General features: G+C 65.4%; 16 protein-coding genes, 1 tRNA gene and 1 riboswitch. Of the genes, 6 read left to right on the forward strand and 11 right to left on the reverse strand.

The annotated features are described in order from the left end of the window. Positions 1-35: 35 nt before the first annotated feature. From ACVKN3_RS17780 to ACVKN3_RS17790, 3 genes are all read left to right on the forward strand, one after another. Positions 36-3,332, forward strand: a complete 3,297-nt coding sequence (locus tag ACVKN3_RS17780; RefSeq protein WP_354516955.1) for a TonB-dependent receptor — start codon at positions 36-38, stop codon at positions 3,330-3,332. A gap of 82 nt (positions 3,333-3,414) precedes the next feature. After that, the gene (locus ACVKN3_RS17785; RefSeq protein WP_354516957.1) at positions 3,415-4,122 is read left to right on the forward strand and encodes a glutathione S-transferase N-terminal domain-containing protein; all 708 of its coding nucleotides are present in this window, start codon (positions 3,415-3,417) and stop codon (positions 4,120-4,122) included. A 124-nt stretch (positions 4,123-4,246) separates the two neighbouring features. Further along, a complete protein-coding gene (locus tag ACVKN3_RS17790) occupies positions 4,247-6,142 on the forward strand; it encodes a M61 family metallopeptidase (RefSeq protein WP_354516959.1) in 1,896 nt (631 codons plus the stop codon). 157 nt (positions 6,143-6,299) lie between these two features. Here ACVKN3_RS17790 and ACVKN3_RS17795 read toward each other — a convergent pair whose 3' ends face one another. Next, positions 6,300-6,584 (reverse strand): cystatin family protein, encoded by a 285-nt coding sequence (locus ACVKN3_RS17795; protein ID WP_354516961.1) that lies wholly within the window; start codon positions 6,582-6,584, stop codon positions 6,300-6,302. A gap of 117 nt (positions 6,585-6,701) precedes the next feature. Beyond that, positions 6,702-7,919: an acyltransferase family protein gene (locus tag ACVKN3_RS17800; RefSeq protein WP_354516963.1), complete on the reverse strand. Its 1,218-nt coding sequence runs from the start codon at positions 7,917-7,919 to the stop codon at positions 6,702-6,704. 167 nt (positions 7,920-8,086) lie between these two features. Between ACVKN3_RS17800 and ACVKN3_RS17805 the strand changes: the two genes are divergently transcribed. Beyond that, the gene (locus ACVKN3_RS17805; RefSeq protein ID WP_354516964.1) at positions 8,087-9,004 is read left to right on the forward strand and encodes a LytTR family DNA-binding domain-containing protein; all 918 of its coding nucleotides are present in this window, start codon (positions 8,087-8,089) and stop codon (positions 9,002-9,004) included. 43 nt (positions 9,005-9,047) lie between these two features. Next, positions 9,048-9,124: transfer RNA gene (locus ACVKN3_RS17810), tRNA-Arg, on the forward strand. Between the two features lie 7 nt (positions 9,125-9,131). Here ACVKN3_RS17810 and ACVKN3_RS17815 read toward each other — a convergent pair. The 6 genes from ACVKN3_RS17815 to ACVKN3_RS17840 all read right to left on the reverse strand — a co-directional run bounded on the left by ACVKN3_RS17815 (position 9,132) and on the right by ACVKN3_RS17840 (position 13,175). After that, positions 9,132-9,629 carry a DUF4142 domain-containing protein gene (locus tag ACVKN3_RS17815; protein WP_354516966.1) on the reverse strand — a complete coding sequence of 166 codons (498 nt, stop codon included), beginning with the start codon at positions 9,627-9,629 and terminating at the stop codon, positions 9,132-9,134. 108 nt (positions 9,630-9,737) lie between these two features. Beyond that, positions 9,738-9,911 (reverse strand): DUF1328 domain-containing protein, encoded by a 174-nt coding sequence (locus ACVKN3_RS17820; RefSeq protein ID WP_036139180.1) that lies wholly within the window; start codon positions 9,909-9,911, stop codon positions 9,738-9,740. A gap of 211 nt (positions 9,912-10,122) precedes the next feature. Further along, positions 10,123-10,713, reverse strand: coding sequence for a hypothetical protein (locus ACVKN3_RS17825; RefSeq protein WP_285402683.1), 591 nt, complete (start codon positions 10,711-10,713; stop codon positions 10,123-10,125). A gap of 131 nt (positions 10,714-10,844) precedes the next feature. Next, positions 10,845-11,675, reverse strand: a complete 831-nt coding sequence (gene queF, locus ACVKN3_RS17830) for an NADPH-dependent 7-cyano-7-deazaguanine reductase QueF (protein ID WP_354516969.1) — start codon at positions 11,673-11,675, stop codon at positions 10,845-10,847. An 85-nt stretch (positions 11,676-11,760) separates the two neighbouring features. After that, entirely contained in the window at positions 11,761-12,753 is a 993-nt protein-coding gene (locus ACVKN3_RS17835) for an aldo/keto reductase (RefSeq protein WP_285402687.1), read from the reverse strand. After that, on the reverse strand, positions 12,750-13,175 hold the full coding sequence (locus ACVKN3_RS17840; RefSeq protein ID WP_354516971.1) for a MerR family transcriptional regulator: 426 nt from the start codon (positions 13,173-13,175) through the stop codon (positions 12,750-12,752). The genes ACVKN3_RS17835 and ACVKN3_RS17840 overlap by 4 nt, the downstream gene beginning before the upstream one ends. Before the next feature lie 229 nt (positions 13,176-13,404). On the opposite strand from ACVKN3_RS17840, the gene ACVKN3_RS17845 reads away from it, so the two are divergent. Next, positions 13,405-16,380, forward strand: a complete 2,976-nt coding sequence (locus tag ACVKN3_RS17845) for a TonB-dependent receptor plug domain-containing protein (protein ID WP_354516973.1) — start codon at positions 13,405-13,407, stop codon at positions 16,378-16,380. Between the two features lie 173 nt (positions 16,381-16,553). On the opposite strand, the gene ACVKN3_RS17850 is transcribed toward ACVKN3_RS17845, so the two are convergent. The 3 genes from ACVKN3_RS17850 to ACVKN3_RS17860 all read right to left on the reverse strand — a co-directional run bounded on the left by ACVKN3_RS17850 (position 16,554) and on the right by ACVKN3_RS17860 (position 21,022). Then, positions 16,554-16,958 carry an acyl-CoA thioesterase gene (locus ACVKN3_RS17850; RefSeq protein ID WP_036139190.1) on the reverse strand — a complete coding sequence of 135 codons (405 nt, stop codon included), beginning with the start codon at positions 16,956-16,958 and terminating at the stop codon, positions 16,554-16,556. A 318-nt stretch (positions 16,959-17,276) separates the two neighbouring features. After that, positions 17,277-18,305: a ribonucleotide-diphosphate reductase subunit beta gene (locus ACVKN3_RS17855; protein WP_036139192.1), complete on the reverse strand. Its 1,029-nt coding sequence runs from the start codon at positions 18,303-18,305 to the stop codon at positions 17,277-17,279. A gap of 197 nt (positions 18,306-18,502) precedes the next feature. Beyond that, positions 18,503-21,022: a ribonucleoside-diphosphate reductase subunit alpha gene (locus ACVKN3_RS17860; protein ID WP_354516976.1), complete on the reverse strand. Its 2,520-nt coding sequence runs from the start codon at positions 21,020-21,022 to the stop codon at positions 18,503-18,505. A gap of 159 nt (positions 21,023-21,181) precedes the next feature. Beyond that, a riboswitch (cobalamin riboswitch) is annotated at positions 21,182-21,397 on the reverse strand. Between the last annotated feature and the right edge of the window lie 34 nt (positions 21,398-21,431).

Raw genomic sequence — 21,431 nt, forward strand, 5'->3', positions numbered from 1 at the left:
GAACACGGCATTGATGCCAGATCAAGGGGAATGACATGCAGGGACCTATCGCACGGCGCTGGCTGTGCGTCGCCATCGCTTCGCTGCTCGCGGCCAGCACGGCCTATGCGCAGAACACGTCGTCGTCCATGAGCGGCAGGGTGTTGACTGCCGACGGCGCACCCGCCGCGGGCGTCACGGTGCAGATCGTGCACGTGCCCTCGGGTACCACGCGCGTGGTTACCACCGATGCGGACGGCCGTTACAAGGCGCAGGGCCTGCGCGTCGGCGGTCCGTTCGACGTCACCGCCACCACGGCCGTCGGCACGGCGGAGCGCGATGGCGTGTTCCTGCAACTGGCGCAGGACACCAGCCTGGACCTGGCCGTGGCCGCATCGTCCGGTGCCGCCGCCACGCAGATGGAGGGCGTGCAGGTGCACGCCAACGCTTCCGACGTGGCCATGGCGCAGATCTTCCAGCCGGACAACAAGGGCATGGGAACGCAGGTGTCGCAGCAGCAGTTGAAGGTGCTGCCGGTGCCGAACCGCTCGATCCAGGACATCGCTCGCCTCAATCCCGCGATCACCATCACCAACAAAAGCAAGGGTGAAATCTCGGCGCTTGGCCAGAACAGCCGCTACAACAACATCACGATCGATTCGGTGCCCACCAACGATTCGTTCGGGCTGGAGGACAACGGCCTGCCCGCGCTGAACCAGCCGGTGTCGCTGGACGCCATCGAGGCGTACAACATCTCGACGGCCAACTACGATGTGGCCAACAAGCGTGCGGTCGGCGCCAACATCAACATCGTGACCAAGAGCGGCACCAACGACTTCCACGGTTCAACGTACTACGTCTATCGCAACGCCTCCGACATGGTGGGCGACGATCGCGCGGGCAACGCCTTCAAGGGCTACACGCGCCAGTGGACGGGCGGCGCGACCTTCAGCGGCCCGATCGTCAAGGACAAGCTGTTCTTCTTCGTCAGCCTGGAAAAATCCAAGACCGTAGCGCCGGCGCCGGATTTCGGTGCCATCGGCTCGGGCAAGGGCAACATCATCCCGATCAGCCAGACCGACCTGGATCGCATCACTAATATCGCCTCGGGCCTGGGCATGACGCCCGGCAGCACCACCGCCGCCGGCGCGGACCAGCAGGAGAAGCGCGGCCTGTTCAAGCTGGACTGGAACATCGCCGATGGCCATCGCGTCAGCCTGCGCTACGACAAGACCACGAGCGAACAGCCCAACCTCAACGGCTACAGCACGTCGTCCACCTCGCCCAGCCTCAGCCTGTCGAGCTACTGGTTCGACAAGCACCGCGAGAACTCGCAGTGGGTGCTCAACGGGTACGACGACTGGACCGACACGTTCTCCACCGAGGCATCGTTCTCGTATTCGAAGTACGACGCCACGCCTTCGGTGCAGACGCAGCAGCCGCAGGTGAAGGTGTACACCAACGGCGTGGTTACCGGTAGCACGATCACCGGACCTTTCGTCAACCTGGGCGAAGAGGAATTCCGCCACTACAACATCCTCGGTATCCGCTCGTACAACGGCTTCTTCGCCGGCACGTGGAACGTCGGCGATCATTCGGTGAAGGCCGGCGTGGATTACCAGCGCGACGAGTTCTACAACCTGTTCGGTCGTACCGAGTTCGGTGCGTACGTGTTCCCCAGCATCGACGCGTTCGCCAACCGCAACTACTTCAGCTACTCGGTCTATCGTCCCACCGACGGCAACCTCGACAGCATCGCCGCGAAATGGGATCTCACCCAGTGGGGTTTCTTCGCCCAGGACACCTGGCAGCTCGGCAACCTGTCGCTGCAGTACGGCCTGCGCTACGACCTGCCCAAGGTCAGCAGCGCGCCGCTGGCCAACCCCACGTTCAACGCGGCGTATCCGGGCTATCCCAACAACGCGACCATCGACGGCAATGGCGTGCTCGAGCCGCGCGCGTCGTTCAACTACGCCTTCGATACCGAGCGGGCCACGCAGCTGCGCGGCGGTATCGGCCTCTCGGAAGGCGCACCCCCGGGCGTGTGGCTGTCCAATCCGTACACCAACAACGGCCGCTCGCTGACCAGTTACTCGGCGTCCAACGGTACGGGCTTCACCGCCGACCCCAACAACCCGCTGATTCCCGCTGGTGCGCGCCGTGGCGGCTCACCGGAGGTGGATGTCACCGATGGCGGCTTCAGGATGCCCACGGTGTGGAAGGCCAGCCTGGGCTTCGACCACCAGTTGCCCTGGTCCAACCTGGTGTTGACGGCTGAGGTCGAGCACCTGGAAACCAAGGATGCGGTGCGCTTCCAGGACCTGAACCTCGGTGCCGTGACCGGCCAGCTTCCGGATGGGCGCGCCAGCTACTGGACCACCACCGACCCGCGTGCGTTCCGCAGCGTCGGCAAGACGGCGAGCGGCCAGAACATCTGTGCCACCGCCAACGGCGTGTGTGCGGCGCCGCGCGCCAACCGCGATCCGCGCTTCGGCAACGTCATCTACCTCAGCAACACCAGCAAGGGCCAGGCGAGCTACGGCACACTGCAGTTGTCCAAGCCGTTCACCGCCGACTCCGACTGGTCGGGTTCGGTGGGCTTCGTCTTCGGCAGCTCGAAGGACGTCAGCTCGGGTAACGAGAAGGTGGCGGCCAGCACCTGGGCCAACGACGCCGTGTTCAACCCCAATGCCGACGCCACGGGCCACAGCAACTTCGAGGTCAGCCGCCGCATCATCGCGTCGCTGAGCTGGCAGCATCGCTTCTTCGGCGATTACACCACCTCGGTCTCGGCGTTCTACGACGGACACACCGGCCAGCCGTACAGCTGGGTGTTCGGCAACGATGTCAGCGGTATCGCCGCCACGGGCACGTCGGCGCCGCTGGGCCTGGCCTACATTCCCAAGCCCGGCGACGTGCTGTTCCAGGCCGGCACCCGCCAGGCCACGATCGACCAGTTCTACGCGTACATGGGCAACAACAACTACCTGAAGGGGCGCGAGGGCAGCGTGGCCGAGCGCAACGGCGCGCATTCGCCGTGGGTCAACGAGGTGGACCTTGCCATCCGGCAGGAGATCCCGGGCCTGTTCAAGGGCAACAAGGGCGAGCTGCGGCTGGACGTGTTCAACCTCACCAACATGATCAACAAGCGGTGGGGCCAGGTGCGTGACATCGCCTACCCGTACAACCGCAGCCTGGCCAACTTCGCGGGTGTCGATCCGGTGAGCGGCAAGTACGTCTACGCGCTGCCGGTCGATGCCAGGGGTAATTACAACCCCGGCGCCTTCGTCCGCGAGGACGATCGCGCGCAGTCGCGCTGGTCGCTGCAGCTGACGGCCCGTTACACGTTCTGATCCACAGGGGGTGGCGCGGCCGGCATTGAAATCGGCCGTTGCCACCCCCTACCTTCAGGGCATCCCGCCTGAAGGAAGCCCCATGTCCGATCTGTCCGCGTTTCCGATCACCACCCGTTGGCCGGCGCAGCATCCCGATCGCATCCAGCTGTATTCGCTGCCCACGCCCAACGGCGTCAAGGTGTCGATCATGCTGGAGGAGCTGGGCCTGCCGTACGAAGTGCATCTCGTCGACATCATGAAGAACGAGAGCAAGCTGCCCGAGTTCGAGTCGCTCAACCCGAACGGCAAGATCCCGGCCATGATCGACCCGGACGGCCCCGGCGGCATTCCGCTGGCCCTGTCCGAATCCGGTGCCATGCTGCTTTACCTGGCCGAGAAGACCGGCCGCTTCCTGCCGCAGGATCCTGCGAAGCGCTGGGAGACGATCCAGTGGTTGTTCTTCCAGATGGGCGGCATCGGCCCGATGTTCGGCCAGGTGGGCTTCTTCCATAAGTTCGCCGGCCGCGAGTACGAGGACAAGCGCCCGCTGGAGCGCTACGTCGCCGAAGCGAAGCGCCTGCTCGGCGTGCTCGATCGCCAGCTCGACGGCAAGGCATGGATCGTCGGTGACGAATACACCATCGCCGATATCGCGACGCTCGGCTGGGTCAACAACCTGGTGACCTTCTACGGCGCGCGCGAACTGGTCGGTTTCGACGATTTCCAGCACGTTATCGCCTGGCTGGAACGCGGCATGTCGCGCCCCGGGGTGGAGCGCGGTTTGAAGATCCCCGCCCGGCAACCGTGACCTCTGGCATAGGGCGCTCCCGGGGATGCCGTTTAGCATCGAGGGCTTGCGCGGACCCCAGGGGACCGCGCCGACCCGCTCGCAGGGATGGCAGGGCGACCCACACGCTCCACGGGAGAATGCATTGAAATCCACGATCCTCGCCTCCGCGCTGCTGGCCGCCCTGGCCAGCGTCGGCGCCACCGCCGTCCGCGCAGACGATGTGCCGCCGCCGGCCGACGTTGCGTTCGACGGCACGCTCAAGCTTGTCGTCGACGCCACCGACACCGACCACCGTATCTTCCGGGTCAAAGAATCGATTCCGGCCAAGGCCGGTCCGCTGACCCTGCTGTTCCCCGAGTGGATCCCGGGCCATCACTCGCCCACGGGCCCGATCGACCAGTTCGCCGGTCTCGTCGTCACCGCCGGCGGCAAGCGCCTGGCGTGGAAGCGCGACGAATTCAACGTCTACGCGTTCCGCGTGGATGTGCCGGCCGGTGCGTCGTCGGTGGATGTCGAGTTCCAGACGCTCACCCCGCAGGACACGCGCCAGGGTCGGATCGTCATGACCCCCGACATCGTCAACGTGCAGTGGAACCAGGTGTCGCTGTATCCGGCGGGCTATCGCGCGGATCGCATCCCGGTCGATGCCTCGGTGAAGCTCCCCGCCGGCTTCCAGTACGGTTCCGCACTGGAGCAGGCGAGCAAGAGCGGCGACACGGTCACCTTCAAGACGATCGACTACGACGACCTGGTCGATTCGCCGGTGTTCGCGGGCCGCTACTTCAAGCGCGTGGACCTGGATCCCAACGGTCGCTCGCCGGTGCACCTGAACATCGTGGCCGACAGCGCCAAGGCGCTGGAAATCACGCCCCAGGGGCTCGAGGCGCACCGCAAGCTCGTCCAGCAGATGGACAAGCTGTACGGCGCGCGCCACTACAACCACTACGACTTCCTTCTGGCGCTGAGCGACAAGCTGGGCGGCATCGGCCTGGAACATCACCGCTCCTCCGAGAACAGCGCCGATCCCAACTACTTCACCGAGTGGGACAAGAGCTGGCTTGGCCGCGACCTGCTTTCGCACGAGTACAACCACTCGTGGGACGGCAAGTACCGTCGCGGTGCCGATCTGTCCACCGCCAGCTTCAACGTGCCCATGGGCGACAGCCTGCTGTGGGTCTATGAAGGCCAGACCCAGTTCTGGGGCAATGTCGTGGCCGCCCGTTCCGGCCTGGTCTCGCAGGACCAGGCGCGCGACCTGCTCGCCATGGTCGCGGCCACCTACGACAAGAACCGTCCGGGCCTGTCCTGGCGCAGCATCGGCGACACCACCAACGATCCGACCATCGCCCAGCGTCGTCCGCTCTCGTACCGCAACTACCAGATGAGCGAAGACTATTACTCGGGTGGCCAGATGGTGTGGCTGGACGTGGACACCAAGCTGCGTGAGCTGACCAAGAACAAGCGCAACCTGGATGATTTCGCCAAGGCGTTCTTCGGCATGAAGGACGGCGACTGGAAGGTCAACCCGTACACCTTCGAGGATGTGGTCTCCACCCTCAACGGCATCGCGCCGATGGACTGGGCCAGCTACCTGCACGAGCGCATCGACGGCAACCGCAACGACCTGGAAGGCATCGAGCGGGGCGGCTGGAAGCTGGTCTACAACGACAAGCCCTCCGAAGCGGTCAAGGCGTACGAGTCACGTCGCCACTTTACCGACATGACCTATTCGGCCGGCTTCGCCGTGTCGTCCAAGGGCGATATCTCCGACGTGCGCTGGGACGGTCCCGCGTTCAATGCCGGCCTCTCGCCGGGCATGCATATCGTTGCGGTCAACGGCAAGGAATTCGACGGCGATGCGCTGAAGGATGCCGTCACCGCCGCCAAGGGTACGTCCGCCCCGATCGAGCTGCTGGTGAAGAACTTCGACACCTACAAGACGATCAAGATCGACTACCACGGTGGCCTGATGTATCCCCACCTGGAGCGCGACAAGAGCAAGCCCGACTGGCTGAGCGAACTCTACAAGACCAAGTGAACCACCGAAGGGCCCCGCAAGGGGCCCTTCTCCTTTGGTGCTCGCAGCAACCATCTCCTTCGACGCTTATGACTCCCGCCCCTTCGGGGTAGGAGCGCACGATGTGCGCGAAATCGCTTGCCAGGCCCGCCACGAAACTAAAGGCCGCGTGGTCGTCTCACGCCATATTGTCAACGTAAAGCCTGTCTACTGTGATGCTTCCGAGCCAGGGAATGTCGTGCAATCTAGCGATATATTCATATACCGCTCCATCGTCAAAAGTGATTTCCAGTTTCAGGTCGTACGCAATGCCCGTGATCACTTGCGACGTCCCGGAGATCAGCTTCGCCGAGACCACTTTCCGTGAACCGTCGCTTTCAGAAGAAACTTTATCGACAACGCATTTCACAAGCTTTGCGTAGTTCTCATCATTCGGGTCGATGGGGGTCTTTTCGCCGCTCATGCCTGCATCTCCATGTCGTAATCATCAGCACCGGATAGCGCATCCCCAGCATAGAGCGAGCCGCTCGTTTCTACCCAGGCGGACAGACCCTCGTCGATGATTACATCTTCCGGGTTTTCAACGCGTTGCCACTCCTGTGCCAAAGCTGCCCCTCGAAACCTCCCCCGGCCTTGCCTTCAGCCCGAACAGCGGCCGGATGAACGCCACGCGCCGAATCACCAGCTCGTGCAACAGCGCGCACCCCACCACCGTGCCGCCGATCACCAACGTGGGTTCCAGCCAGGCACCCAGGCCCATCGGCTTGAGCACGAACACCAGCAGCACGATCAGGCTCTGGTGCAGCATGTACCACGGGTACACCGCCTCGGTGGCGTAGGGCAGCCAGCGGAACGGACGGTCGAGCAACACCTTGCCCCAGCCCAGGATCGCCAGCAGCATGGTCCACAGGTAGAGCGTCTCCATGGAAGCGGCGAAGGGGTGCCAGAAGCTGTCCGGAATGCGATACGCGATGGCGTCCGGCGGCAACAACTGACCTGCGAGGCGCAAGCCTAGCCACACGGTTACGGCGATCATCGCCGTGGCCAACATGCCTTTCCGCATCGACACCACGCGATCCCAGAAGGCGCCCTCACGGGCCAGCAGGTAGCCGGCGAGGAAGACGAAGCCGTACTTGGCATGCTGGTACAAGTCCCCAAAGAACGCACCGCTGTCCGGGTAGAGCGGATGCAGGCACAACAGGAAGCCGGTAAGGACGGCCGTGGGCGCGCCGATGAACAGGACGGCTGGCGCCCGGCAGAAGGCCGCCAACGCACTGCGCACCCACGGCAGCGACAGCAGCGGCATCGATGCGGCAAGGATCAGCGTATATGCCCACAGATAGGGCAGGTACCAGAGATGATTCCACGTGATGCCATGCTCCCAGCCGGTGAAGCTGTGCGGCGGCCACGGGCGCACCTGCCAGTACCGAAGCAGGAATTCGCCGAACCCCGGCACGACGTGCCCGCTGGCCACGCCTTCGCAGTACGGCTGGATCGGCACGACCACGAACATGCCGAAGACCAGCGGCAGCATCAGCCGCCAGGTTCGCTGACCCGCGAAGCGCAACAGCCGACCCTCGGGTGCGGCCAGGGCGATCGCGATGCCCGAGATCATGAAGAGCAGGCACATCCGCCAGCGGTTCATGAAAAGCATGGGCCACTGCAGCCACTCGGCGGTGTGAGCGCTCTTGATGTGGAAACCCCAGTCGGCCACGTAGGCCATGCCGGTGTGGTAGAGGATCAGGAGCCCGAAGGCGATGACGCGCAGGGCGTCGATGTCGTGGCGGCGGGTTGTCATGGCATGGCGTCCGTGGCGATGTACAGCCAGATTGGGTCGCGGGGGCACCGCGGGGCCAGCATGATGGGTCGTAGCAGGGGCGATGAGGGACGAACGGTGGGCCCTGTGGGACGAACGACCGTCCCTCTCGAGCTCCTCGGGCCTGCGCGGACGCTATCATCCGTCCGATGGATACACGCCCCACACCGCCCGGCCAGGCACTCGACCTCGCCCACCGCCGCCGGCGCGTCTTCATGACCGCCTTCTGGTTGCTGGCGTTCGGCAGCGGCGCCGTTGGCAATCTCCTGACCGGCCGGATCGACGCGGAGCGCTATGGCGTCCCTGTCGCGACCTGGCAGATCGCGGTCAACGAGTTCAGCAGCATGCTCGTCTCGCTGGCCATGCTGCCCCTGCTGTTGCGCGCTTGCGATCGCTGGCCTCTGCACGCCGACACCTGGCGCCGCTACCTGCCGCTGTATGTCGCGGGTAGCTTCGTGTGGTGCGCCGGGCACATCACCGGCATGGATCTGCTGCGCTGGCTCGGGTACGCCATGGGCGGGGCGGACTACAGCCCGGGCGCGTTGTGGCAAGAGGCGATCTACGAATACCTCAAGGATGTCCGCACGTTCTTCCTGATCGTGGCGGTATGTCACCTCGTGGAGTGGTTCGGCCGGCACCTCAAGGGCGAGGCCAGCCTGCTGGATGCCCCCGACGAAGGGGCGGCAGTCGAGCCGGTCGACCGGCCGGAGCGTTTCCTCGTCCGCAAGCTGGGCCGCGACTTCCTGGTTGCCACGGCGGATATCGAATGGGCGCAGGCTTCGGGCAACTACGTCAACCTGCGCGTGCGCGGTCGCGACTACCCGCTGCGTTCCACGCTGGCGGCCCTGGAGGCAAAGCTGGATCCGACCGTGTTCATACGCGTGCACCGCAGTTACGTCGTGCAACTGGGGCAGGTGACCTCGATCGAGCCGCTGGAGGCCGGTGAGGCCCGGCTGCACATGGCCGACGGCACCGTGCTGCCGTGCAGCCGTCGTTACCGGGAAGGTGTGCGGGCCGCCGCCGGCGGCACCGAACCGCTGGCGGCGCGGGCCGTATCGCAAGGCTAGGCCACTCCGGCGATTCCCGCTACAATGCCCGACCGCAGCATCAGCGCCTGTAGCTCAGCCGGATAGAGTAGTGGCTTCCGAAGCCATTGGTCGGGGGTTCGAATCCCTCCAGGCGCACCATCTCCCGTCAGAACGGCGGCAAGCTTCCCGCTGATTTTTCATGTTCCTTCAGCAGCGGCAGTTGTGAGCGCGCATAGTCGCGAACCTCCACGTCATCGCCCTTTTCGGCTTCCAGTTGGTAGAGGCCGGTGGTCTGCTTGTGGTCGCGCACCACCGCATCCGAGTACGCACGGTCGAACGCGGCGCCGTCCAGCGCCTTGATCCGGTCGATCTCCTGCTGCTGGGCCGGCTCCGGGGCGACGGCGATCTGCACGCCCTTGCTCCCGGCCAGCCTGGCCAGCGCGTCGTTGGCCTGGGTGTGGTCGGCGACCATGCTCGCCGCATAGGTTTTCACGTCCTTGGACGACGCCTGCTCCGCCGCCAGCTTGCCGAGCGCGATCTGCGTCAGGCTGGCGCTGCTGGCGCGTCGCACGAAATCGGTGTCCGCGGTCGTGGTCTTGACCGCCTGTGCCGCGGCCGTACCCGCGAGGACCAGCGACAGCAGTGCCGTAAGGATTCGGGTCATGAGCGGGTTGCCTCTGAGGGGAAGACGGATGCTTCGGTCGACGACACAAAGAACGACGCCCCGGTTTGGGGCCGGGGCGTCGTTCCTCTTACCTGGATATGTCGCGGCTTATATGCGCGGCCCGCGACGCAGGCCGCCGAACAGCAGCGACAGGATGAACAGGATCAGGAATACCACGAACAGGATCTTCGCGATGCTGGCGGCACCCGCGGCGATGCCGGTGAAACCGAAGATCGCGGCGATGATCGCGACGACGAAGAAGATGACGGCCCAATGCAGCATGATGATTCTCCTGGATGCGGGTTTCGATAAGGCGCCCCGCCGGGCGTCCATCGCCGCGTCGAGTCGGGGTGTATTCGACCACCGCGTTCCTGAAACCGATGTCTTCGACAGGTGAGTCAGCGGCTCACCGCGTCTATGCATGGCGTACACGCAAAAAAAGAGAGCCGCTTGCGCGGCTCTCTTTTTTCGACGGGTGCCGGGAGGGGAAGAATTACTTCTTCTTGACCTCGAACGCCTCGTTGCCCACGGTCTGGCCGTTGAGCGCGATGGTGACCTTGTACTTGCCTTCCGGCCACTCGTTCGGATTCTGGATCTTGAACGTGGTGACGGCCGGACCATCGGTGCTGATCGACTGGCTGATGTCGCTCACCGTGGTGGCGGTCTCGCCGTCCTGGAAGGTCCACTTGGCGTTCAGCGTGGCACCGGAGGTGGTGCCTTCGGTGGCGACCGAGGCGTAGATGGTCTTGTCGTTCGGCGCGAAGGCCGTCTTCGCCTTGGCGACCTTCTTGTCGGCGCCGACGGCGCTACCCAGGGTGACCGTGCCGACCTTCAGCGATTCGCTGGCGGCGACGGGAGCGGCCGGGGTGGCGGCCGGCTGGGCGGCGGGTGCGGCGGCCGGAGCGGCAGCGGCGGTGCCCGAGGCGGCCGGAGCCGTTGCCGGCGCGGTGGCAGCCGGAGCCGGGGCGGTGGCGGCAGCGGCAGGTGCGTTCTGCTGGTCTTCCTTCTTGCCGCAGGCGGTGAGGATCAGCAGGCCGGCGACGGTAGCCGTGCAGAGGGCGGACGAACGGAAGGAAAGCTTCATGTCTGGGTTCCGAGAATGACGAGTCAGGTTCGAACGGGGGCGGCGTCGGGGCCGATCCCCATGGCCGCCGCAGAGTACAGGCTACACAACTAAAGGCAAGACCAATGAAGAATGCATGAATGCTGCATTCATTATTGTCGCGCGCCGCGCGGATTGCCGGGCACGGCGTTTCGATCGGTGCTGCGGAAGGGGTTGATGTCCAGGCCGCCGCGGCGGGTGTATCGCGCGTAGACGGACAAGGCTTCCGGGGCGCAACGCGCCGTCATGTCCATGAAGATGCGCTCGACGCATTGCTCGTGGAATTCCGTGTGATTGCGGAACGACACGAGGTAGCGCAGCAGGCCGGCCTGGTCGATGCGAGGGCCGCGGTAGGCGATCTGCACGCTGCCCCAGTCCGGCTGACCCGTGACCGGGCAATTGGAACGCAGCAGGTGGGAGACGAGCACCTCGTCCACGGTGCCCTCGCCGGTGGTGGCGAGGAAATCCGCGCGCGGCGGGCCGTAGCAGTCGATGGCGATGTCCAGGCTATCCAGCAGGGTGCCTTCCGGCTCGGACAGCGCGGTGCCGTCCAGGTCGCCGGGCGCGCGCAGGATCACGTCGGCCACGCCACCGGACGCCGCCGACAGGTCGCGCTGCAGGATGGCCTGTACGGCGCCTGCGTCAGCCAGGCGTTCCTGGGCGAAGCTGTTGAGGTACAGCTTGAACGACTTGGACTCGACGATGTGGGGCGTGCTTGCCGGGAAGCGGAATTCCGCGACGGCCACGACCGGCTTGCCCCGCGTATCCAGCCAGGACAGCTCGTAGCCGTTCCATACATCCACCCCGTGGAATGGCAACGCGCCAGCGGCGATGCCGATCTCGTCGCGCTTGCCCTGGCGGGGAATGGGAAAGAGCAGGCCCGCGTCGTAGCGGTCTGCGTACACGGTGGACTTGCCCAGGGGCGAGTGTTCGGGGGACGACATGGCGACCACGGCAGGAAACAGGTCGCCATTATAAAGGACAGCCGCGCCCGGCCCGTGCCGGCCCGCGGCGCGGCTGTCCCGCCATTCAGGCGTTGACGAACGCCATCATGCTGGTCTGGTAGCGGTCGCCGACCGCCGCGTCGGCCGGGAACACCGCATCGATCTCGGTCACCTCGGCCGCGGACAGGGCCACCGCGTCGGCGGCGGCGTTTTCCTCGAGGTACTTCACGCGCTTGGTTCCGGGGATCGGCACGATGTCCTCGCCCTTGGCCAGCACCCACGCCAGGGCCAGCTGGCCGGGCGTGCAGCCCTTGTCAGCGGCGAAACGGCGCACCTTCTCGACGATGGCGAGGTTCTTGTCGAAGTTCTCGCCCATGAACCGCGGACTCTGGCGCCGGTAGTCGTCCTGGGCGAAGTCGTCGGGGCGGGTAATCGCTCCGGTGAGGAAGCCCCGGCCCAGCGGGCTGTAGGCGACCAGTGCGATGCCGTGCTCACGGCAGGCGGCCAGGGTGCCGGTGGTTTCCGGGTCACGCGTCCACAGCGAGTATTCGCTCTGCAGCGCGGCGATCGGGTGCACGGCGGCGGCCTTGCGGATCGACTCGGCCGAGGCCTCCGACAGGCCCAGGTAACGCACCTTGCCTTCCTCGACCAGCCGCGCCATGGCGCCGACCGTCTCCTCGATGGGGACGCTCGTGTCCACGCGGTGCTGGTAGTAGAGGTCGATGTGATCGGTGTTCAGGCGGCGCAGGCTGCCTTCCACCGACTCGCGCACGTAGTCCGGCCGGCCGCTGATGCCCCGCTTGGCGGGATCGTTCGGGTCGCGCACGATGCCGAACTTGGTCGCCAGGAATACGGCATCGCGGCGCCCCGTGAGCACGCGGCCGATCAGTTCCTCGTTGGTGTGCGGGCCATAGGCGTCGGAGGTATCCCAGAAGGTGATGCCCAGGTCCAGCGCACGCTCCAGGGTGGCCACGGATTCCTTCTCGTCGCCCTGGCCGTAGAACTCGCTCATGCCCATGCAGCCCAGGCCCTGGGCCGAAACGTCGGGACCGTGTTTGCCAAGCTTGCGTGTCTTCATGCGTGTTTCCTTGCGGAGGGGGAGGGGATGTCGTCGGGGAACGCGGCGCCGGACTCACCATAGGCCAAGCGATACATGGCGATCTTCGTGTCCAGCCGCGCGATCGTCTCGGTCAGGGTCACCAGTTCACCGCGCAGGAACGCGGCGTGGCGGGCCAGCAGGTCGCCGCGGCGGCGGATGCTTTCCGGGGTCTCGCCTTCGCGGCGCAGTTCGGAATACTCCTGCAGCGTCCGCATCGACATGCCGGTGGCGCGCATGTGGACGACGAAACGCAGCATGGCGAGTTCGTTCTCACCGTAGATCCGCTGGCCGCTGCGTCGGGGTACGGGATCGATCAGGCCGATCTGCTCGTAGTAGCGCAGCGTGTGCACGGTCAGGCCGGTGGCGAGGGCTGCCTCGGCGATGGTCAGGGTCGTGGTCATGCCGAAAGCCTACGCCTTCGAGTGCACTCGAGGTCAAGCGTTCGGGCAGCCAAGACAAAAGCCGAAGCGCTGGCTTGCTGCGCCGCAACTTGCATCGAGGGAATTTCAGCTTATAAGGCTATTCGGGCATATATGAATCGTTGATGCGTATATAAACCGTCGTGCGCCAATGGGGGTTGGCGCCGGTCGGTATCCACCTGACCAAACGCTCGCACGGGGAAAACAAGGGATGAACACAGTCGGTTTGCGGCGCAGCATCGTCGCCAGTTCCATCGCGCTCGCGCTTTGGGCGCCAGCCATTTTTGCGCAGTCGGCCACGCCGCCGACCGGCACCACCGATAAGCCCGACAAGGCCGTCGAACTGAAGGCCGTGACGGTGACCGGCTCGATGATTCCCCGCGTGGAGGTGGAAGGGCCGGCGCCGGTGGTCACCATCACGGGCGAGCAGATCAAGCAGCAGGGCTACACCACGCTGTGGGAATTCCTCGACTCGTTGCCGCAGGTCGGCCAGCAGATATCCGACTCCGCAGCCTGGGGTTCCAGCTCGGTGAATGCGCGCTCGGTGAATCTTCGTGGCCTCGGCCCGGGCTTCAGCCTGCTGCTGATCGACGGCCACCGTATCGTCGACTACCCGCAGCCGCTGAACAAGCAGAGCAACTTCCAGAACTACAACAACCTGCCCACCGGCATGATCGACCATGTCGAGGTACTCGCCTCCGGCGCCTCGTCCATCTACGGCTCGGACGCGGTGGCGGGCGTGGTCAACGTGATCCTGAAGAAGAACTACAAGGGTGACGAGCTTCAGGTGACCGGCGGTGGCGCCACGCGGGGCGGACGCGCCTACGGCGACATCAATTTCTTCGGCGGCCGGTCGGGCGAAAACTGGCGCGTCGTCTACAACCTGGAGAAGTCGAACCGCACGGCCCTGTGGGGCATGGACCGGCCTTACCAGGATTCCGTCGCCGATGCGGGCTACGGCTCATGGAGCCCGGCGTCGCGCATGTTCGGCTACCAGTACGACGCCGCCGGGTCCATCGCCCTGTCCGTCATGAACGGCGGCGGCCAGTACATCGCGCCGCCTGCGGGCACGTGCGAGAAGTTCACCAACTCGCGCCTGGCCCAGTCGCATACCGTGTCCACGAACGGCACGCAGATCACCGGCGTGACGGACAACGGTTCGTACTGCGCGCAGCCGGCGCTGTTCCAGAACTGGGTACTGACGCCGGGCAGCCGCAGCAACAACGGCTACGTGTCGGGCGAATACGATTTCAGCAACGGCATGCAGCTGTACGGCTCGGCGGCCCTGTACCGCACCGTCGGTATCTCCAACACCCAGTTGAACGTGTTCGGCTCCGGGCCGTTCTACGACCAGACGACCGGACAGGTCATCCACCAGGCCATCCGCCAGCTGACCGCGCAGGAAATCGGCACCTCGGCCAACACGCACGACCGCGAGCAGAACTGGAACCTGCAGACCGGCGTGCGGGGCACCGTCTTCGACGGCAGGTTCAACTGGGACCTGAACCTCAATAGCCAGAAGTACATCGTGCGCGAAGACTTCACCGGCTACAACGCACAGGCCATGAGCCGCTTCTTCCTCGGCCAGCAGCAGGGCACCACGGCCGACGGGTTGCCCATCTACGCGATGAACTGGCAGCAGTTCTGGAATCCCATCACGCCGCAGCAGTACAGCCAGTTCGCGGTGAACGGCGAGAACACCTCGTCGTCGTCGCTCGACCAGGCGCAACTGCGCCTCAACGGCGACCTGTTCAAGTTTCCGTGGGTAGACGAGGCGGTGGGCTGGGCGGCGGTGCTGGAAGCGGCGCACAACACCTTCAAGCTCTCGCCCGATGCGCGTGCCCAGGACCCGGCCACGTTCCAGAACCCGTTCGGGGCCTACCTCACCGGTGGCGGCACGCGTCAGCGGTATTCGCTGGGCACGGAGTTCCGCGTGCCGCTGCTGGATTCGGTGACCTGGACGCTCTCCGGCCGCCTGGACAAGTACAACGACGCCAGCAGTGCCGACGTCGCCCGCACCTGGGGTTCGGGTATCGAATGGCGCCCGTACGACGGGCTCCTGCTGCGTGGCAGTTACGGCACCAATTTCAAGGCGCCGGACATGCAGGCCATCTACCTGACCGGCTCCACCTCGCCGGTGGGCGACTACATCGACCCGCTGCAGTGCGTGAATGCGATCAAGGCGGGCCAGAACAACAGCACATGGTGCAACCAGGTCCAGCGGCCCACCTCGCAGTACTACACGCTGTTCACCAACGGCAGCCGCCTGCTGCTGCCGCAGACCGGCCACTCGTGGACCTACGGTTTCGTGTGGCAGGTGCCGGGCGTGCAGGGCTTGTCCGTGTCGGCGGACTACTGGCACATGGGCGTGGACAACGCCATCCAGTACCTCGACCAGGGCACCGTGCTCAACGACGAAGCCGGCTGCCTGACCGGCACCAAGCCCAACGGCACGTCCGGTCTGTCGCCCTATACGGCGCACGTAGCGGGTTCGGCCTACTGCCAGATGGTCACGCAGATGGTGAAGCGCGATGCCACCGGGCAGATCCTTACCGTGCAGTCCGGCCCGATCAACGAGGCCTCGCTGTATGTCGGCGGCATCGACGCGTCGCTGGATTACAAGTTCCATACGGACGGCTACGGCGACTTCCGCGCGGGCATCAATTACACCGATAACCTGTCGTACAAGCAGCGCGTGCTGGCCTCCGACGAGTTGCAGAACACCCGTTACCAGAACGTCGCCAGCCGGGTCACGTGGATCGGCGAATGGAACAGGGGCGCATGGAACGTGTCGATCTCCGGCACGCGCGCCGGCAGCATGCGCGCGCCGAACTACGACGGTTGCGACACGCTGCCGAACGGCATCCAGCCGGGCATGGTCACGGTGCCCAACGGCGGGCAGCAGCTGGCCACCGGCGTGTGCCAGGTCACCCAGGACGGCAACCAGGTCACCGTGGCCGATACGACCTACAAGGGCCACACCCCCGTCTGGATCACCTGGAACGGCTCCGCCGCCGTGCAGATCAATCCCGACACGCGCCTGAAGCTCACGGTATCGAACATCTTCAACAAGGTCGGCGCGATTCCCTACTACGCCGGCGGCTTCGAGTTCGTCACCACGGGGCAGACGGCCTCCGAGTACAACGGACGGGAAGTGTTCCTGACCTTCGATTACAAGCTCGACTGAGCTGCGGTCCGTTGGGTAGGGGCGGCGGGTGAGCGACGACGCGAGCCACGCCGGCCTGCTCGCAAGCGACACAGCAAGCTGCGCCGGCCAGCTTGCGAACGATGCTGCAGGCTGCGCCGGCCTGCTTTCATCTACTCGGGAAACCGCCAGCGGCGCGTGCGGTGTCCGTGGTGTCAGTGGTCGGCGGTGGCGACCGGCAGTGGCGCGACCGGTGTCGGCTTATGCTCCGCGTCCAGCGCGATCATGGTGAAGGTGCCGCGGGTGCACAGCTCACGGGCGCCCGTGATCAGGTCCTCGGTGTACATCGCCACGTCGATCTTCATCGAGGTGCGGCCGACCGACACCACGGTGGCGATCAGTTCCACCATCTGGCCCTTGCGCACCGGCACGTGGAAATCCACCTGCTCGGAGCGGGCGGTGACGACGATCTGTCGGGAGTAACGCGAAGCGGCAAGGAAGGCCGCCTTGTCCATCCACGCCAGCGCCTGCCCGCCGAACAGCGTGCCGAGGTGATTGGTATGGTCGGGGAAGACGATTTCGAGGACGCGGGCCTCGATGGGACGGTCGATCTCGGTCATGGGGACGCTTCCTGTTGCAATGCAGCATGCATCTTACAGGACGTCCGCACGTACGGGACGCGGGTGCCGCACTTACCGGATCGTTTGGGCGGGGGGTAGGAGCGCACGCACGTGCGCGAACCCTCAGCCTCTAACTGAGGCGAAAGAAGCCGACCGTCTAAACCAGCGAGCGTTTCCGTGCATCCGGTATCGCGTACCAGGCTCACGGAAACGCTCGCTCGCCTGGAGCGGTATGGCATCGGTCGCCCTTGCCGTGGAGAGGGTTCGCGCACGTGCGTGCGCTCCTACACCCTCGTTTTTAGAACGAGGGTTCTTGTTTCAGAACGACTGGTCGAAGGCGACCTCGCCCTGCACGCCCACCTGGTACGAGGAGACGCGGCGCTCGAAGAAGTTGGTCAGTTCCTGGACGTCCTGCAGGTCCATGAAGTCGAACGGGTTCTTCGCGCCGTATTTCTTCGGCATGTCCAGCTGGACCAGGCGCTGGTCGGCGCAGTATTCGAGGTACTGGCGCATGTCGGTGACCGAAAGGCCGGCCACGCCGCCGGAGAGCACGTCCGCCGCGAATTGGGTCTCGCAAGCGATGGCGTCTTCCAGCATGGCTTCCACTTCCTGGCGCATCTGGTCGTCGAAGAGGTCCGGCTCCTGCTCGCGCACGGTGCGCACCACCTCGAAGGCGAAGGCCATGTGGCCCGACTCGTCGCGGAACACCCAGTTGGTACCCGAGGCCAGGCCGTGCAGCAGGCCGCGCGAACGCAGGTAGTAGACGTAGGCGAAGGCGGCGAAGAAGAACAGGCCCTCGATGCAGGCCGCGAAGCAGATCAGGTTGAGCAGGAACTGGCGGCGGTGCTCGCGCGTTTCCAGGCGGTTGAGGTTCTGGATCGAGTCGATCCACTTGAAGCAGAACTCACCCTTCTGGCGGATCGAGGGAATGCTCTCGATCGCGTCGAAGGCCTTGTTGCGCTCGCTCGGCTCCGGAATGTACGTGTCCAGCAGCGTAAGGTAGAACTGCACGTGCAGCGCTTCCTCGTACAGCTGGCGCGAGAGGTACATGCGCGCCTCGGGCGAGTTCACGTGCTGGTACAGGTTGAGCACCAGGTTGTTCGACACGATGGTGTCGCCGGTGGCGAAGAACGCCACCAGGCGATGGATCAGGTGCCGGTCGGCGTCTGACATCTTCGACTTCAGGTCGCTGGTATCGAGCGAGAAGTCCACTTCCTCCACCGTCCACGTGTTGCGGATGGCCGAGCGGTACATCTCATAGAACTGCGGGTACTTCATCGGCCGCAGGGTGAGCTCGAAACCGGGATCGAGGATATGGGTGTCGCGGGCGACGGGCAAAGCGGACATCGGGGCTACCTCAGAAAGGATGGCGCCAGGCACGGCGGCACCGTGGCGCGTGTAGCGTGGCACGTGTAGGAGCGCACGCTGTGCGCGAAAAGCCAACGAAGCGGAGATGCAGCGCGATCCGCAGCGTTGCCGCGTCGTCGCGTTGTTGGTTTTCGCGCACAGCGTGCGCTCCTACATGGGTCGTCGTGCGTGGTCGGTTACTGGCAGGCTTCGCAGTATTCGGGGTTCTCGAGCGAGCAGAACACCGCGGCTTCGGCCTGTTCCTGCGCATCGGCTACCGCCGGCGCACCGGCCGTGGGCAGCGCGGCCGACGACGAGCTGACCGTGGTCTTGGTGATGCGGGTGGCGGGACGCGAACGCAGGTAGTACGTCGTCTTGATGCCGGACTTCCAGGCGTACATGTACATGGACGACAGCTGGCCGATGTTCGGGTTTTCCATGAACAGGTTCAGCGACTGGCTCTGGTCGATGTAGGCGCCGCGGGAGGCGGCCAGGTCGATCAGGGCCTTCTGCGGCAGTTCCCACGTGGTGCGATACACCTCGCGCAGTGCGGCCGGGATGGACGTGATGCCCTGGACGGAGCCTTCGGCGAGCTTGATCTGGTCGCGCACTTCGGCGGTCCACAGGCCCAGCGTCTTCAGCTCGTCCACCAGGTAACGGTTCACCACCAGGAAGTCGCCCGACAGCGTCTCGCGCTTGAACAGGTTGGACACCTGCGGCTCGATGCACTCGTAGCAGCCGGCGATCGAGGCGATGGTGGCGGTCGGCGCGATGGCGATGACCAGCGAGTTGCGCAGGCCCTTCGCCTTGATCTTCTCGCGCAGCTCGGCCCAGCGACCGTCGACGTCGGTCGGCGTGGCGGCCGGCCAGTAGTCGAACTGCAGCTCGCCGTTGGCCGCGCGGGTTTCCTCGAAGCCGGGATGGGCGCCGTCACGCTCGGCGATCTCGTTGGACATCGACAGCGCGTGGAAGTAGATCTCTTCCTGGATGCGCGAGGACAGCTTCAGCGCTTCCGCGGAGTCGAAGGGCAGGCGGAGCTTGAAGAAGACGTCCTGCAGGCCCATGACGCCAAGCCCGACCGGACGCCACTTCATGTTTGCCGTCTTCGCCGTGGCGATCGGGTAGAAGTTGAGGTCGATCACGCGGTTCAGCTGGCGCACGGCGGTGCGCACCGTGGTGGCGAGCTTGTCGTAATCGAACTGGCCGTCGACCACGTGGCGGGCCAGGTTCACCGAGCCGAGGTTGCACACGGCGGTCTCGCCTTCCGAGGTCACTTCCAGGATCTCGGTGCACAGGTTGGACAGGTGGATGACGTTTTCCGGACGGGCGGTCTGGTTGCTGGTGGCGTTGGAACGATCCTTGAAAGTCATCCAGCCGTTGCCGGTCTGCGCGAGCGAGCGCAGCATGCGGGCGTACAGCTCTCGCGCCTTGATCGACTTGACGGCCAGGCCCTCGGCCTCGGCCTTCTCGTAGGCGGCCTCGAAGGTGGCGCCCCAGGTGTCGACGAAGTGCGGCACGATCTTCGGGTCGAACAGCGACCAGTCGCCGTCGGTCTCGACGCGGCGCATGAACAGGTCCGGCACCCAGTTGGCCAGGTTGAGGTTGTGCGTGCGGCGCGCGTCGTCGCCGGTGTTCTCACGCAGCTCGAGGAATTCCTCGATATCCGCATGCCAGCTTTCCAGGTACACGCAGGCGGCGCCCTTGCGCTTGCCGCCCTGGTTCACCGCGGCCACCGACGCATCGAGGGTCTTCAGCCACGGTACCAGGCCGTTCGAATGACCGTTGGTGCCCTTGATCAGCGAGCCGCGCGAGCGGATACGTGAATAGGCCAGGCCGATGCCGCCGGCGAACTTCGACAGCTGGGCCACGTCGCCGTACTTGGCGTAGATGGACTCCAGCGCGTCCTGAGGCGAATCCAGCAGGAAGCACGACGACAGCTGCTCGTGCGCGGTGCCGGCGTTGAACAGGGTGGGCGAGCTGGCCAGGTATTCCAGCGACGACAGCATGCGATACAGCTCGAGCGTCTCGGCCACGTCGTTGCCGCCGAGGGCGCAGGCGATGCGCATGAAGAAGTACTGCGGCGTCTCGATGACGAAGCGGCGGGTCGGGTGGCGCAGCAGGTAGCGGTCGTAGACCGTGCGCAGGCCGAAGTATTCGAAGCGGCGCGAGCCGGCGGTGTCGATGGCATCGTTGAGCTTGCGCGCGTTGACCAGCACGAAGTCACGCAGGCGCTCGTTGAGGATGCCCAGCTCGAAGCCGGTGCTGATCGACTGCGAGAACGACTGGATGTCCTGGCCGGACACCTCCTTGTCGACGAAGGCGGCCAGGAGGCGCGCGGCCAGCTGGCCGTATTCCGGTTCCTCGGCGGTGAGCGCCGCGGAGGTGCGGATCGACAGCTGGTCCAGCTCCTGCGTGGTGGCGCCGTCGTACAGGCCGCCGATGGTCTTCAGCGCCACGCGCATCGGGTCGACCGCGAACAGGCCATCGGCGCTGCGGGTCACCGCGCGCACGATCTTGTTCACGTCGACGGCTTCCTGGCCACCGTTGCGCTTGGTGACGCGCATCTGGCCGGGGCTGTGCGGCGGCGTCAGCGCGAACGCCGGCGGCGGCTCGTTGCGGTAACCGGCAGCGGGTGCCTTGTCCGCCGGGGCGGGGGAGGTAACGGCCGTATCGGCTGCTTCGGTGCGCTCGCGCGCGGCGGATTCCATCGTGGTCATGTCAGGCGTGCCCCAGGGCTCGGTTCAAACTCCCGTTCCCTCGGACGGGGCTCGAAGCGGTGGGCCGGCGGAAAAGGGTCGCGTCGGAGCACGCCATCGGGGGCTCCGGACCGCGACGTGCCTCCCCGCGGAAGCCGTCACCACAAAAACCGACGCCTGGCGGGGCGACAGCTGTTGGCAGGTCTTCGGACTTCGTGGACGGGGACGCCTTTCGGGTCCGGCCTAGCCGTCGCTTCCCAATCCCAGGGGGACCAGTGCGTGTGACGGGTTCGTTTCCACTTACCGCTGCGGGGCAGTTCCGGATTTACACCGGATTCCCTATTAAGTCCGACGGGCAGTCGCGCCTCTTCGGACACCAACGGGACACACCATATAGCTGGTCCCCGGTACCGTCAACACAAGATGTAGG

This window comes from Luteibacter sp. PvP120, from assembly GCF_054055715.1.